This window comes from Aliiroseovarius sp. S2029, assembly GCF_023195575.1.
In the GTDB taxonomy this organism is placed as follows: domain Bacteria; phylum Pseudomonadota; class Alphaproteobacteria; order Rhodobacterales; family Rhodobacteraceae; genus Aliiroseovarius; species Aliiroseovarius zhejiangensis.
This window is the reverse complement of the sequence record NZ_JALPQE010000001.1, coordinates 515,041-529,618: the sequence shown is the minus strand read 5'-3', so window position 1 is coordinate 529,618 and position 14,578 is coordinate 515,041. Positions and strand designations below refer to the sequence as shown.

Annotated in this window: 14 protein-coding genes; 8 read left to right on the top strand and 6 right to left on the bottom strand. The window is 59.8% G+C overall.

Annotation, left to right across the window (positions count from 1 at the left end; genetic code table 11):
• Positions 1-20 precede the first annotated feature (20 nt).
• From glp to MUY21_RS02640, 4 genes are read left to right on the top strand one after another with little or no spacing between them, the layout of a single operon-like run.
• On the top strand, positions 21-1,292 hold the full coding sequence (gene glp / locus MUY21_RS02655) for a gephyrin-like molybdotransferase Glp (RefSeq protein ID WP_248408836.1): 1,272 nt from the start codon (positions 21-23) through the stop codon (positions 1,290-1,292).
• Positions 1,289-1,816 (top strand): DUF2478 domain-containing protein, encoded by a 528-nt coding sequence (locus tag MUY21_RS02650; RefSeq protein WP_248408835.1) that lies wholly within the window; start codon positions 1,289-1,291, stop codon positions 1,814-1,816. Before glp ends, MUY21_RS02650 begins: the two co-directional genes overlap by 4 nt.
• Positions 1,806-2,822 carry a GTP 3',8-cyclase MoaA gene (gene moaA, locus MUY21_RS02645; RefSeq protein WP_248408834.1) on the top strand — a complete coding sequence of 339 codons (1,017 nt, stop codon included), beginning with the start codon at positions 1,806-1,808 and terminating at the stop codon, positions 2,820-2,822. Before MUY21_RS02650 ends, moaA begins: the two co-directional genes overlap by 11 nt.
• A 22-nt stretch (positions 2,823-2,844) precedes the next feature.
• A complete protein-coding gene (locus MUY21_RS02640; protein WP_248408833.1) occupies positions 2,845-3,162 on the top strand; it encodes a carboxymuconolactone decarboxylase family protein in 318 nt (105 codons plus the stop codon).
• Positions 3,163-3,428: 266 nt separating this feature from the next.
• Here the strand turns inward: MUY21_RS02640 and MUY21_RS02635 are convergent, their stop codons facing one another.
• The 5 genes from MUY21_RS02635 to MUY21_RS02615 all read right to left on the bottom strand — a co-directional run bounded on the left by MUY21_RS02635 (position 3,429) and on the right by MUY21_RS02615 (position 8,110).
• On the bottom strand, positions 3,429-4,688 hold the full coding sequence (locus tag MUY21_RS02635) for a hypothetical protein (protein WP_248408832.1): 1,260 nt from the start codon (positions 4,686-4,688) through the stop codon (positions 3,429-3,431).
• A gap of 71 nt (positions 4,689-4,759) precedes the next feature.
• Positions 4,760-5,131, bottom strand: a complete 372-nt coding sequence (locus tag MUY21_RS02630; RefSeq protein WP_248408831.1) for a hypothetical protein — start codon at positions 5,129-5,131, stop codon at positions 4,760-4,762.
• Between the two features lie 24 nt (positions 5,132-5,155).
• Entirely contained in the window at positions 5,156-6,661 is a 1,506-nt protein-coding gene (locus MUY21_RS02625; protein WP_248408830.1) for a tripartite tricarboxylate transporter permease, read from the bottom strand.
• A 21-nt stretch (positions 6,662-6,682) separates the two neighbouring features.
• Complete coding sequence (locus MUY21_RS02620; protein WP_248408829.1) at positions 6,683-7,123, bottom strand: tripartite tricarboxylate transporter TctB family protein; 441 nt, start codon at positions 7,121-7,123, stop codon at positions 6,683-6,685.
• A 21-nt stretch (positions 7,124-7,144) separates the two neighbouring features.
• On the bottom strand, positions 7,145-8,110 hold the full coding sequence (locus MUY21_RS02615; RefSeq protein ID WP_248408828.1) for a tripartite tricarboxylate transporter substrate binding protein: 966 nt from the start codon (positions 8,108-8,110) through the stop codon (positions 7,145-7,147).
• 200 nt (positions 8,111-8,310) lie between these two features.
• Here MUY21_RS02615 and MUY21_RS02610 point away from each other — a divergent pair, with 200 nt between their 5' ends.
• Complete coding sequence (locus MUY21_RS02610; RefSeq protein WP_248408827.1) at positions 8,311-8,943, top strand: GntR family transcriptional regulator; 633 nt, start codon at positions 8,311-8,313, stop codon at positions 8,941-8,943.
• Between the two features lie 170 nt (positions 8,944-9,113).
• Here the strand turns inward: MUY21_RS02610 and MUY21_RS02605 are convergent, their stop codons facing one another.
• Positions 9,114-9,998, bottom strand: coding sequence for a LysR family transcriptional regulator (locus MUY21_RS02605; RefSeq protein WP_248408826.1), 885 nt, complete (start codon positions 9,996-9,998; stop codon positions 9,114-9,116).
• Positions 9,999-10,089: 91 nt separating this feature from the next.
• Between MUY21_RS02605 and MUY21_RS02600 the strand changes: the two genes are divergently transcribed.
• The 3 genes from MUY21_RS02600 (at position 10,090) to MUY21_RS02590 (ending at position 14,396) form a co-directional block, all read left to right on the top strand.
• Positions 10,090-10,947: an NAD-dependent epimerase/dehydratase family protein gene (locus MUY21_RS02600; protein WP_248408825.1), complete on the top strand. Its 858-nt coding sequence runs from the start codon at positions 10,090-10,092 to the stop codon at positions 10,945-10,947.
• Between the two features lie 222 nt (positions 10,948-11,169).
• On the top strand, positions 11,170-12,003 hold the full coding sequence (locus tag MUY21_RS02595; protein ID WP_248408824.1) for a methyltransferase domain-containing protein: 834 nt from the start codon (positions 11,170-11,172) through the stop codon (positions 12,001-12,003).
• A gap of 296 nt (positions 12,004-12,299) precedes the next feature.
• Positions 12,300-14,396 carry an FAD-dependent oxidoreductase gene (locus MUY21_RS02590; RefSeq protein ID WP_248408823.1) on the top strand — a complete coding sequence of 699 codons (2,097 nt, stop codon included), beginning with the start codon at positions 12,300-12,302 and terminating at the stop codon, positions 14,394-14,396.
• Positions 14,397-14,578 lie beyond the last annotated feature (182 nt).

Genomic DNA, 14,578 nt, shown 5'->3' with positions numbered 1-14,578 from the left:
AAAAATTTCAGGAGAGGACGATGTTGATAGCTTCTGTCACTGGTGGGTGCAGCTGCGAAAGCCTCTCTGATACCACCGATATGATGAGCGTGCCTGACGCCGTGCATCGCGCCCTGGCGCAAGTCACCCCGATCACCGATAAAGACACCGTGCCGCTGGCCGACGCGCTGGGTCGCACCACCGCCACGACCATCCGTGCCACCCGAGCGATGCCATTTTTCGACAACGCGGCGATGGACGGTTTTGCACTGCGCCTTGCCGATCTTGAGGGGCGCTGCTGCCTGCCCATTGCCGGGACCGTGGCGGCAGGCGACGCGCCATGCAAGCTCCCTGACGGTGCGGCGATGCGCATCTATACGGGCGCCCCGCTGCCCGAAGGGGCCGATACTGTCGTCATGCGAGAGGTATGCATCGACAAATCCCACAAGGTTCATTTCTCTTGCCCACCGAAGCTGGGTGACAACATTCGCCGCGCGGGCAGTGATCAGGCCAAGGGCGAGGTGTTGCTCGGCACGGGGGTGCGCATGGCACCACGGCATATCGGTCTTCTGGCGGCTAACGGATTGCGCCAAGTCACTGTCGTGCGCCGCCCGCGCGTTGCCGTGTTTTCCACCGGCGAAGAGGTGACAACCGGGCCGTGTGGACCGGGGCAGATCCCCGATGCCAACCGCCCACTGCTCTGCGCCCTGCTGGCGCAGCATGGTGCCGAAATCAGCGATCTGGGCATACTGCCGGACGATCCCGTCGCCTCGACCGCGCACTTCGCCGGACTTGGCAAACGGTTTGATCTGATCGTGACGTCAGGTGCGGTGTCGATGGGCGGCAAGGATCACATCCGCGAGGCGCTGACCGCGGCGGGCGGTCGCATCAGCGGCTGGCGCGTGGCGATCAAACCGGGCAAACCCGTCATGTTCGGCACATTGGGCGATGCGGCTTTTACCGGGCTGCCGGGCAATCCCTTTGCCGTCTATGTCGGCTTTCACCTTTTCGTATCGGCGCAGCTTGCCCGCATGACGGGAGCCGAGCCCGCGCCCTTTGCCACCACCCCGGCCTGCGCCGGGTTCGACTGGCAACGCAAGCCGGGCCGGGCCGAGGTCTTTCCGGTGCGTTTGGGGGGCTATGACGCGCAGGGCCTGCCCATCCTGCACCGGCTTGGCGCGGGTGTGTCTGCCACGCTGCTGCCGCTGACCGGGGCCGACGGCCTGGCAACCGTCGCGGCGGACATTTCGGCCGTCAAGCATGGCGACAGACTGCATTGGCACCCATTCCACACCACGGGAGCGCCAGCATGAGACACCGACCGCTGGCCGCAATCCGCTTTGACCACGGGGATATCGACGGGTTTTTTGCGCGGATCGCTGCAACCCTCGCGGAACGCGGGTTAATCGTGCGTGGCGCGCTGCAAACCCGCGGATCCGCAACAGGTGAATGTCATTGCGCTGACATGGACCTGACCACGCTGAAATCCGGCAAAGTGTTTCGCATCTCGCAGCCGCTCGGCAATGGCTCGCATGGCTGCCGCCTGCACCCCGGAGCACTTGCGGATTGCGCAGCCTTTATCGAGGCTGAGTTGCACGCCGGGGCAGATTTGCTGATCCTCAACCGCTTCGGGCGCGGCGAAAGCGAGGGGCGCGGGTTTCGTGATCTGATCGGCACAGCTTTGGCGCTGAACGTGCCGGTGTTGACCGCCGTGCGACCCACCTATGCCGAAAGCTGGGCAGAATTCGGCGGCGACTTGGCCTGCGATCTTCCGATGCGCACCGACGCCGTGCTGACCTGGCTGGACCGGATTGAAAGGAACCGTCATGCCGCTTGATACCCCCCGTGCCACCCCGCCGGCGCTGACCGACAGTTTCGGCCGCGCCGTGACATATCTGCGCCTGTCCCTGACCGACCGCTGCGATCTGCGCTGCTCCTATTGCATGGCCGAAAACATGGTGTTCCTGCCCAAACGCGACCTGCTGAGCATCGAGGATCTGGCGCGCCTGTCCGATCTGTTCATCCGCCGTGGCGTACGCAAGCTGCGCCTGACCGGAGGCGAGCCCCTGGTGCGCAAGGGGGTCATGGATCTGGTGGCAGATCTGTCGCGCCACCTGAAATCCGGTGCGCTGGACGAACTGACCCTGACCACCAACGGCACCCAGCTTGCGCGCTATGCCGATGAGCTTGTCAGGCACGGTGTGCGCCGGGTCAATGTCTCGCTCGATACGCTCGACCCCGAACGCTATCATCAGATCACCCGGCTTGGCACGCTGGACAAGGTGCTGACCGGGCTGGATGCGGCGCAATCCGCCGGGCTGAAGATCAAGCTGAACGCGATTGCCAGTCGTGGCGCCTTCGAGCACGAGTTGGACGACATGATCCGCTTTGCTCATGGCCGTGGCATGGATCTGACCCTGATCGAGGAAATGCCGATGGGCGAGACAGGTCAGAACCGCGCCAACACACTGCTGCCACTTGATGTACTGGAGGCATCGCTGGCAAATCGGTGGACCCTGTCACCCGTTGCCCACAGCACCGGAGGTCCGGCGCGCTATCTGCGTATTTCCGAGACCGGCGGTCGGCTTGGGTTGATCTCGCCGATGTCGTGTAATTTCTGCGCGCTGTGCAACCGCGTGCGGCTCAGCGCCACGGGGCGGCTTTACACCTGCATGGGCCAGGAAGGTTCTGTCGATCTTCGGCCCGCGCTTGGGGCAGGGGAACAGGCACTTGATGCTTTGCTGCGACAGGCGATTTCGGCTAAACCCAAAGGGCATGATTTTGATACCCGTACCGTCTGCCGCCCGTCTGTGAAACGCTTCATGTCTGCTCTGGGCGGCTAACCAAACCTGAAAGGACCCTTCGATGACTGATGATCTTCCCGGTGCCGCTGGCGATCTTGCCAAACAACATCCCGATGTCTGGTCGGCCTATTCCGCCCTTGGATCCGCCATCGCCGACACCGGTGGGCTGAGCGCGCGCGAAAAACGGCTGGTCAAGCTCGCGCTGGCCATCGGGGCCGGGTCCGAAGGGGCCGTGCATTCGCATGCGCGCCGTGCATTGGAGGAAAATCTTCCGGTCGACGATCTGCACCAGACGGCGTTTCTGGCCATCGGGCTACTTGGCTTCCCGCGCGCGGTCGCAAGCTGGACGTGGATCACGGATGTAACGGATCAGTCCTGATCGGCGGTTCTGAACAAAGTGCGGCGTGAATAATTCTGTGATGTCGCAACGCTGAAACCCCGGTGCGGAACAGACCGGGCTTGCCCCGATTTGACGATCGAACCGGGACGCCCTGCTGCGCCACCGAAGATGACGCGCCGTAAGCCCATTTGGCTGCAAAAAAGGTGAAATGCAGCAAACAGCATGGCGGCGGGCCATGTGCAACCACCCGTAATTCGCTCACTTGAATGGGATTATTGCGATGGGGAACAAGTCCGCAGGAGCCGCTACCCTGATACGATATCTGTTACATCCACCAGATACATTTGCCGGGTGCCTTCGTGGACAGAGTCGATGCAGACCGTCTTGTTGTCGTGGCTCCAACGCGGGTGGAGGTCGCAGCGGTTGTGCTTGCCCAGATCCGGCGGCGTGTAGAATGACCCAAGATCATGTCGCGTGTCGGTCTGCGTATCGAACAGAAACAGGATACGTTCGTTCGTGTTGGCATCGGGATAGGTGTCGGACAGAATCCAGCGGCCATCGCGCGAATAGGTCATGTGCCCGTTTTCGGTCAGGATGCCCGGCCCGATGACCCGCGCCTCGCCGGTCGTGTCATCATAAAGGTGATAATGGATTGCCCCATCATGAGGCCCCCAGACGATCACCTCACTGTCTGATTTCCACATCGGATGCGAGATCTGGTATTCCGACTTTTCATAATCGAATGTTCCCACTGCATTTGGGTCAAAATCATCGGCGAGTTGCGGCAGCGGGTGGTCTGAACATTCAAGCAAGCGCAAATCCGTGCCGTCGCCGTTCACGGTATAAAGGCGATGCAGGAAACAAGTCTCATCCTCGACCCGTTCGGTCCAGCGGTGGATAAACAGGAAACGCGAGCCGGATGGGTTGGCCTCCAGATGGGTGATCCAATGAATGGCCTTGTCCATCGACGGTCTTGGCTGATGCGCCTTCAACTGCGCAAGGCTGAGGATCAGCCGATAGCCGCCGGTCGCCATGTCCATACGGTAGATGCCATCATCGGCAGGGGCGAGGTCCAGTTCCGGCTCGGCCTGCGTGGCGGGATAGCCGATGGTTTTATGCGTCACCATGAAGCGCGAGTAGTTCACACAAAGCGCATAGTCCCCGTTCGGGGCCAGCACATAGACCGGCAGGGGCAGGGTGCGTGTCGTTCCGCTGTCTAGGTCAACCAATTTCGAACAGAAATCCGGGTAAGGCGTATCGCGCGCCGGGCCATCCCAACGGGCGTTGTGGATGATCTGGTTCGCTTTGCCGACCCATTGCAACTGGCTGCCCATCTGCCAGTTCCACGTGGTTGTCTGTCCGACCTCGTGAAATTGGTCACTGGCGCTCAGGTCGAAATAGCCCACGATCGCAGTCTCTTGCCCAGTGATGTCCCCCGTGAAGCGATCCACCCGCTGCCCCAACAACCGCTTGTCGTCGCGATCGAAGTTCGACTTGTTGTAATAGCCAAAGAAATGGTGTGCGCTGGCATCACCAACGCGGCGGATAGGGGCGTGAGAGGACATTCCGAGCTTTCCTGGTTAACTGGGAAGTTTCCTGCCCGCTTGGGCGGACAGGAAGATCTTGGAGTGGTGGTTTATTCCGTGAAGGTAATCGACGTGGTCGCCAATTCGTTCAATTCCTCATCCGTGGCGGCAAGCGTGAAATCACCCGCGGCGACCAGCTTTTTCGAGACAAAGCGGCCATAGGACCAGGTTGTCGCCCAATTCCCGTCCGCGTCTGCAACCGGCTGCGGTTCCAGCGCGTAACCGATTTCTGCGGTCACGCCATCTGCTGTGGTGAACAGCAAAAGCACCGGCGCATCGGCGGTAAATCCGCTGCCGGAAATCTCGAGCATGCCTTCCTTGTCCAGAACTGCCGGGCCTTGGGCTGTCAGTTCTTGTGCGGTCAGCGCCGATGACATTGCGAGAAGGCCGGCGATTGTCGTGCAGGTCAGTTTACGGATCATTTTGAAGTCTCCCTTTGGTTTTTCTTAGCTGTCGAGCATGTGAGAATTGCGCCGGTGCTGAACTACGCCCTGATACAGCGCAAAGGCGCACAGGATCAGAAGCACAATGCAGATCGGGCGCGTCACAAGTTGCAGAAGGAACGCCGGAACATCACCGCTGACCAGGGCCAGCGACCGGGCCAACTCGCCCTCAGCCAAGGTGCCCAGGACCAACCCCAGCACTAGCGGCGCGCGGGGCACGGCGAAATAGTTGAAGCCGAAGCCGATCACGCCCACGGCCAGCATGATCAGAATGTCATCCACCGAACTGCGGATCGAATAAGCGCCGATCACCGCAAAGGCCAGAATGCAAGGGGCCAGAATCTCGCGCGGGACCATGATGACCTTGGCGCAATAGCGTGCGAAGATCAGGCCGACCGGGACGAACAGGATGTTCGCCAGCAGCAGGCTGAGGATGAAGCCATAGGTGATATCGGCGTTCAGCGTGAACAGGTCGGCCCCCGGACGCAGCCCGTGGATCATCAGCCCGCCCAACAAAACCGCCGTCACCGGATTGCCCGGAATGCCCAGTGTTAAAAGCGGGATCAGCGTGCCCCCGGTGACAGCGTTGTTCGCGGTTTCGCTGGCGATCACCCCATCGGGCGAGCCGTTGCCGAATTCCTCTTTCGTTTTCGAGGCGCGTTTGGCGGCGTCATATGACAGAAACCCGCCAACACTGCATCCGACACCGGGGATGATGCCCACGATAATGCCGATCAGCGATGATCGCAGCACGTTGACCTTGCGCGCCATCACTTCACCCAGGTAAGACAGCGCCCCTTTGCTGCCCGCGACATCAGCTTGCAGCACGACGTTTGTGCGGTTGCTGATCATCGAGATCACTTCCGGGATCGAATACAGCCCGATGAGCGACACCACCATCGGAATGCCGTCATAAAGCGATGGTTGCCCGAAGGTGAAACGCAGCTCGCCCGTCAGCGGGTGTGAGCCAATGGTGCTGAGCAACAGCCCCATCGCGCCTGCCATCAGCCCCTTGGACATGGCGCCTGCCGATAGGGACGCGATCACGGTGATGCCGAAAACCGCCAGCAGGAAATACTCGGGCGACCCGAACCGCAGCGAAAACTCGGCCAAGGGTGGCGCCAGCAAAAGCAGGGCGATGACGCTTAGGACACCGCCAATGCTGGACCCGAAGGTGGCAAGGGCAAGCGCACGGGTGGTTTCGCCGCGTTGCGACATGGGGTGGCCGTCCAGCAGGGTCGCCACCGCCGCCGGTGTGCCGGGAATGTTCAGAATGATCGCACTGATCGCGCCGCTATAGGTCGAGGCCAGATAGATCCCGCCCAGCATCGCCAACCCGGCTTCGGGCGGCATCGAGAAGGTCAGCGGGATCAGCAGCGCCACACCCATCGTGCTGGTCAGCCCGGGCAGCGATCCGATCACCACTCCGCCGATCACTCCGATGGTTACGGCGAACAAGGCCATCGGCGTCAAAAGCGTCTCAAGTCCAAGAAGCAGGTTTTCAAGCATGTGGAAATCTCACCGACGGGATCAGAACGTTATCATGGCCTCGGGCGGATAGACGCCGAGGAACCAGAAAAACAGGAAATAGAGCAAGCCAGTCAGGCCAAGCGCGACCGGCAGGATCAGGTGCAGGCGGCGTTCGCCCAGGGTCAGCATCATCAGCGTCAGAAACAGCACCGTCGCAATTGGAAACCCGACCACCAGCATCGCGCCGGTATAGGCCAGAATGCTGATGACCACCTTTGCAAAACCAAGAAGGTCTGCGTGGTCAGGCTTCTCAACCGGCTCAGCCGGGGCTTTCAGCCTTTGAAGTCCCAACACAACAGCGAGCATCGCGATAAAGACAGCCAGCAACTGCGGAAAGTAAGCCGACGCGGATTGATAGCTGAAACTGGCCACCAGTACCGAAAGGGCCGCGACAATCGCCAAAGCGCAAAACAAAAGATCCTTGTTGCGGTCGGTCATCATGATCACGGCCCCCGGTCTGGTTTATTTCAGCAGATCGACATATTTGCCGATACCTTCTTCAGCCGAAGCCAGATAGTCGGCAAACTCATCGGCGGTCATATAGGTCAGAGGCAGGCCCAGACGTTCGATATGCGCGATGAAATCGGGGTCATTGACCACGTTCTTGAAGGCTTCTTCCAGAACGGCTTTCTGCTCGGGCGCGACGCCCTTGGGCACCGCGACACCGCGCATGGATGCGCCGATGTTCTGAACCTCGGCCCCCGAAGCCTCGGCGATGGTGGGCACGTCGGGCAGATAGGGGTACCGCGCATCGGCAAACACGGCGAGCGCGCGCAGACGGCCTTCGTTCACCTGCCCGGTTGCCGAACTTGCGGACGGCACCGAAGCATCGACCTGATTGCCAAGCGTCGCGGTGATGGCCGGACCCGACCCGTTGAAGGGCACGAAATTCACGTCAATGCCAAGCGCATCTTCGGCCACGACAAGTTGCAACTGGTTGTTCGATTGCGGCCCGTCACCGCCAACGGTCAAACCGCCGGGATTTGCCTTCGCGGCTTCCGCAAAATCCGCGAATGTTTCGAACGGGCTGTCGGCAGGCACGGTCAGCACCACCGGGTCCAACTGAATATTGCCGATCGGTTCGAAATCCGACATCTCGAACGGCACGTCATCGCGCAGCATTTTCACCAGAAAGATCGACGGGATGTTGATGAATCCGATGGTGTAACCATCGTTCTTCGCCCGTGCCAGCGCCGAAAAGCCGACCTGACCGCCCGCACCGGGCTTGTTGCGGATAACCAGCCGCTGACCAAGGTGCTTTTCCATGTAATTCGCGATGATCCGGGCCGCGGTATCGGTGCCGCCACCGGGCGAATAGGCCACGATCATGCTGACCGGTTTCTTGGGATAATCCTGTGCAATGGCAAGGGTGGTGCTGGCAACTGCGATCGCAGCCCCCAAAGCAATAGATTTCATTGCGGCAAACATCAGCTTCCTCCTGTTGGCAGACACATTTTTGATATAATGTTCTTAAATGCATACAATCAGAAACATTTTGAGAATTCAATATTTTTGTATTAACTGGTTCCGACGCTGGCTTTGAAACGAGCAACATCAGCTCTTCAAGGTGCTTTAGAAAACTGGAAGGACACGGAATTTCCATTGTAGCCGACAACCCGGATGTGCCGTTGGCCGAACTGGTGTATCGCCAGCTTCTGGAAGATATCCGCGAGGGAGAGTTCCATCCGGGGGAACGAATCAAGGAAGCGTCCATCGCGAAACGACTCGGCATCAGCCGTACCCCGGTTCGCGAGGCAATTCGCCGACTGCAGTCCGAAGGCCGCGTCACCATCGAACCGCAGCGCGGCGCAGTCGTGGCCGAACTGGACCGTATGGAAATATCCGAACTTTACCTGCTGCGCCAACAACTGGAGGGGATCGCCGCGCGCTTTGCCGCACAGCACGCGTCAGATATGGAAATCGAGCAGATGGAGGTCATCCTTGATCGCGTGCATGGTGAAGATGCGGATATCCGCACGCTGAACCAGGTGAACTGGGATCTGCACCATGCGATCTTCTATGCCGCCAAGAACCGCTATCTGTTGAAGGCGTTCAACGCGATCAGCGATGACCTCGCCTTGCTGCGGGGCGCGCGATATATCCCGGAAGGTCGCCCCGAAGAGCTGTACCGCGAGCACAAAGCCATCGTCGATGCCATCCGCGCCCGTGATCCCGATCGCGCCGAGAAGGCTGCGAAGGACCATATCGAAAGCTCCTACCGCATCCATCTGAACATCGCTTTCAAGCCTGATCCGCTTTAGGATGCCGGCTTCGCGTCATGCAGAGTGCGTGCCAGCAACAGTATACCGCTTTGGACCGCGGGTTCCCCGTGCTGGGAATGCATCGTCCATCCGAAAAGGCACCGGCGATAAGAACCCGCAATGGGCAATGGGAGCTTCTGGGAAACCCAGGCCTTTGCATGAGATCCCGATCACTGTCGCGCGAGGTGATGGGCCAGATGGTCCCACACGCGCTTGACCCTCGGGGTCTTGTGCAAAGCTGAATGTGCGGCAAGCCAGACGGGCAGGCTGGGAAGATCAGGCTGAAATTCAAGCCGTTCAACCAAGGGATCAGTGTCGCCGATGATGGTTTGCATCGCCCCCACGCCGCACCCGTTGCGCACCAGCTCCCAATAGGTGGCCTGATCATCGCACCGGACCGCGAAAAAGTTCCGATCTACGGGAAACCCAAGGGCCCGCATCGTCCGGATGATCATGTCAGACCTGTCAAATCCGACAAAATCCATCGCTGCCAGGTCTTCAAATCTCTGAGGATTTCCCTGCCGGGCGATCTGCTTTTTTGACGCGTATAACGCCAGCGCGTGGTCAGAAATCTTCCGCGTCACGATGTCCAGTTGGGTTGGTCGATACATCCGGACGGCGATATCGGCCTCGCGGAACACGAGGCTCTCTGAGGTGTCAGAAGGAACCAGTTCGATGTCGATGTCCGGCTCGATCTGGCGCAGATCAGCGATAATGGCTGGCAGCAGATAGTGGGACACGACGACACTGGCGGTGATACGAACGGTTCCGCTCAGACGCGCGTCGCGGCCTGCTGCCAGGGTTGCGAAACGCGCAGATGCATTGCCCATGTCCCGGGCCGGGCCCAGCAGGCTCAGCCCCGCTTCGGTAAGGTGCAGTCCGCCCGTGGTCCGGACAAACAATTGCGTGCCAAGCGCCCTTTCCGCCGCCTTGATATGGCGCCCGAGTGTCGGTTGGCTTTGCCCCGTCTTTTTGGCGGCCGCGGTCAGAGAACCTGTTTCGGCAACGGCCAAAAAGGATCGGATATAGGTCCAGTCGAGATCACCTGCCTTCATTCAAAAATGAATATCAAATCTCAATTTATATGCAATTATAGTCCACTTATGAATTTACTACTTTCCTCCCGATATCAAACAGGAGGTTAGGATGACAAAACGTGTTTTGATCCTCGGCGCGTCGGGAAAAGTGGGGCGGCACAGCGCGCGCGCGTTCGAGGCGGCGGGTTGGGATGTCAGGCGGTACAATCGTGGCCGCGACGATATGGGCCAAGCTGCGCAAGGGTGCGACGTGATTGTGAACGGGATGAACCCGCAAAATTATCACAACTGGGCAGGCACACTTCCCAGGATCACAAAACAGGTGATTGCCGCCGCAAAAAGCGCACATGCAACCGTGATCCTTCCGGGAAATGTCTATCACTTCGGTGACACGGCAGGGCTGTGGTCCGAAACGACACCGCCCAACCCCGTCAGTAAAAAGGGCGCCATCCGCCTGCGAATGGAGCAGGACTATGCGGCCAGTGGTGTGCAGACGATCGTCTTGCGTGCGGGAAACTTCATGGATCCCGATCACCAAGACTGTCCGATGTCCCAAGTATTCCTGCGCAGGATAAAGCGCAACAAGGTGACTGTTCCCGGCGCAATCGACACACTGCAGGCGATGTGTTTCTTACCTGATTGGGCCCGCGCCGCGGTTGCATTGGCCGAGATGCGTGGCGAGCTTGGCGCGTTCGAAGACGTGCCGTTTGCGGGGCACACACTCACCGCGCGCGACATCAGGGACGGGCTGGAACAAATCCTCGAACAGGAGCTGAAATTTGTTCGCTTCCCCTGGTGGCTTTTCACGCTGACAGCGCCCGTATGGGAATTCGCCCGCGAAATGAACGAGATGCGATATCTGTGGGCCACGGATCATGCCTTGTCCGACACACGACTTCTTCAGTTGCTACCGGACTTTGCGGTAACGCCTCTGGATAGTGTTCTGCGCCAGATGCTGTCGGTGTAAGTGGATTTGAAAGACTTGCTGGGCCATGTTCAAGCCGAGCGGAAATGATGATCGACCCAGGTCAGTCCTTCATGGTGTCAACGTGATGACCCGTTTTTCCACACAAGAGATCGGCTTTTTTCCTGCACGCAGCAATGTTCAGCGATGCTTCATCAGACGATTTCATTGACATTGCATCTTGTCCGATCACTCTTTGATAGGCGCAACACGTGGGAAATGAGGATGTCAGGGACGCACGAGCCGGACAGTTTCGCCGCACTTGAAAAACGTGAATGGGCGAAACCCGATGTCGCACGATCTTATGCGACAGTGTTCGCCATGGCGGCAGACATGGTCGTCCCCTCATTGGTCGCGGCGGTTGAGGCGGGACCAGATAGACATGTGCTTGACCTGTGCTGCGGTCAGGGAAACGTGTCCGCTGGTCTTCATGGGGCGGGTGCACGGGTGACGGGCTTGGACTTCTCGCCCGCGATGCTTCAGATGGCCCGGGCCGCTGTGCCGGAGGCGCAGTTTGTCGAAGGCGATGCAATGTCGCTTTGCTTCGAGGATCAGACCTTTGACGCTGTGACAATCGGGTTTGGGATGCCGCATGTGCCCGATCCCCCGAAAGTTCTGGCCGAGGCTCGCCGGGTTCTCCGCCCCGGTGGCCGATTGGCATTTTCGGTGTGGTGCGGGCCAGAGGTTGATAGCGCCCTTGGGTATGTCTTTGGTGCTATTGAACAACACGGTGCCCCGCACATCGCCTTGCCACCGGGGCCCGGCGCGAATGATTATGCTGATCCCGCGATCGCCTTTCCCGTGTTGGAGGAGGCTGGATTTGCGGATCTCCGACAATCCACGGTGGCATCAAACTGGCAGGTCAATGACCCGGGCGCGCCATATGATTTCTTTCTTGAAGGAACCGCCAGAGGCGGTGCTTTGTTGCGCCCGCAACCGCCATCACATGCGGCGGCTATTCGGGCGGCGGTTGTGGCCAAGGTACTGGAAAGACACGGGGCGGGGCCTGACTGGATCGTGCCAATTCCAGCGGTCGTAACTGCAGCGACGGCCGTGTAGTTCGTTATCGTAATGTGGGGCGGGTCCCTGAGCAGGCGCGGCCCGGATCGTTTCGGTTGGTGGATATGTCTGTGCATTGAACGACGGCCGCGTTCGCTACGTGTCGGTGTGCCGATCGGCTTCCGGGGCTGTTGGCAAATGGTTGGTTTGACCAGTTGCTTTGCAGCTTGGAGTTCAGGCAGGGGCAACGGCTTTGGCGGTGCCGGGATGTCGCATGCACGGATGTTCCCAATTGAATGCCCGCCGCTTGTGGGCCTACTATTCCCGAGCCTGTAAAACCAAGTGCGTGGAAGCAGATGTCAGATAAATCGCGAAGCCAATCCAACGACACCCTTGCCCAATACGATCTGTTGTTTGAACCTGTGAAGATCGGACCGGTCACCTCGCCAAATCGTTTCTATCAGGTGCCTCATTGCACGGGCATGGGCCATCGCTATCCGCGGTCCGAGGCACGTCTGAGGGGCATCAAGGCCGAAGGTGGTTGGGGCGTGGTGTCGACGCAGGAAACCGAAATCCACCCAACCTCGGACCTGACGCCTTCCAATCAAGCGCGGCTGTGGGGGGCAGAGGACATTCCTGCCCTGCGCCTTGTGACCGACGCCATTCACGAACACGGCAGCCTTGCGGCAATCCAGTTGGCCCATAACGGCTTGCACTCGGCCAATCGCTACTCGCGCGCTGCACCGCTTGCGCCGTCTGACGCCATCGTGGACGGCGACGATCCTGTGCAGGCGCGGAAAATGGACAAGTCGGACATTGCTGCCTTCAGGGCGTGGCATGTCTCAGCCGCAAAGCGTGCGAAAGAGGCCGGGTTCGACATCATCTATGCCTATGCAGGTCACGACATGACCTTGCTTCACCATTTTCTGCTGGCCCGGCACAACCATCGGACAGATGAGTATGGCGGATCGCTGGAAAACCGCCTGCGTCTGTTTCGCGAGGTCATTCAGGATACCAAAGAGGCTGTGGGCGACACCTGCGCCGTCGCCGTTCGTCTGGCGGTCGATGAGATGCTTGGCGCGGACGGCATGCAGCATGATGGCGAGGCGCGCGATATCATCGAGGCGTTGGCCGAAGAGCCGGACCTGTGGGATGTGAACCTCTCTGATTGGTCAAATGACAGTCAGACATCGCGGTTTTCCGACGAGGGCTTTCAGGAGAAATATACCGGCTTCGTGAAATCGGTCACCTCCAAACCCGTGGTGGGGGTGGGGCGCTATACGTCGCCGGATACAATGGCGCGTCTGATCAGGACAGGGCAACTGGACCTGATCGGCGCCGCACGACCTTCGATTGCGGATCCGTTTTTGCCCAACAAGATCAAGACCGGCGATATTGAAACGATCCGCGAATGCATCGGCTGCAATATCTGCGTGATGGGCGACAATACCAGTAGCCCGATGCGTTGCACGCAAAACCCGACCGTGGCCGAGGAATGGCGGCGCGGCTGGCATCCCGAGGTCATCCCGCGGCTTGCCGACCCCGAACCGGTGCTGATTGTCGGGGGCGGCCCCGCCGGGTTGGAGGCCGCCCGCGCGCTCAGCCAACGTGGCGCGGATGTGATGCTGGCCGATGCGGGCAATAGCTGGGGCGGGCGCGTGACCCTTGAGGCGGCGCTTCCAGGTCTGGCGGCCTGGGGGCGGGTGCGCGACACGCGGCTATGGCAGCTTCAACAGGTCCCGAACGCCGAGCTGTATCTGGAAAGCGCCCTGACGGCGCAAGACCTGCTGGACTATCAGATGCCGCATATTGCGCTTGCCACCGGTGCAACATGGCGGCGCGATGGAATGGGCCGCGCACATCGCAAACCCATGCCGTTTCTGGACCAAAACCGGGTGCTCACACCCGATGATCTGATGACAAACGGGGCCAACGCCGTGGCGTCGGACGGTCCGGTGGTCATCTTTGACGACGACCGCTTTTATATGGCCAGTGTCCTGGCCGAGATGTTGGCCGATGCCGGGAAAGAGGTGATCTTCGTGACGCCGTCGTCCATTGTCTCCCCTTGGTCGGAAAGGACGCTGGAACAGGACCGGATTCAGCGGCGCCTGATTGAAAAGAATGTGCGGATCATGCCGCTGCTCACACTCACGGGCATGTCGGACGACGCCGTAACGCTCGCTTGCATTTACAGCGGCGAAACGCGGAAAATTGCGTGTGCGACATTGGTCCTGGTGACCTCGCGAATGCCAAATGATGCTGTCTGGAATGGCCTGATCGCGATGAAAGAGCAATGGCGCGACGCGGGTATCAAAACCGTGACCCGGATCGGCGATTGCCTTGCGCCGTCGTTGATCGCAATGGCGGTTTACTCCGGCCATTCGTTCGCCCGAAACATCGAGTTTGAAGTGCCACCTGAACCGATGCGGGAAGATGTAGGGCAAATACCATGACTTGGAAAACGATTTGGGGGCAGGCAGAGCGTCTTTATCGACGTCAATTGCTTTGGATTCAGTCAGCGATTTCGTCCAGAATGCGGCAGGGGTGCTTGTGTATCGGACATGCAGCCTGACCCAAACACCGACCTTCACAGCCGGGCAGATGCGCCTTTGTCTGCGGTCATGCCACCAAGCTG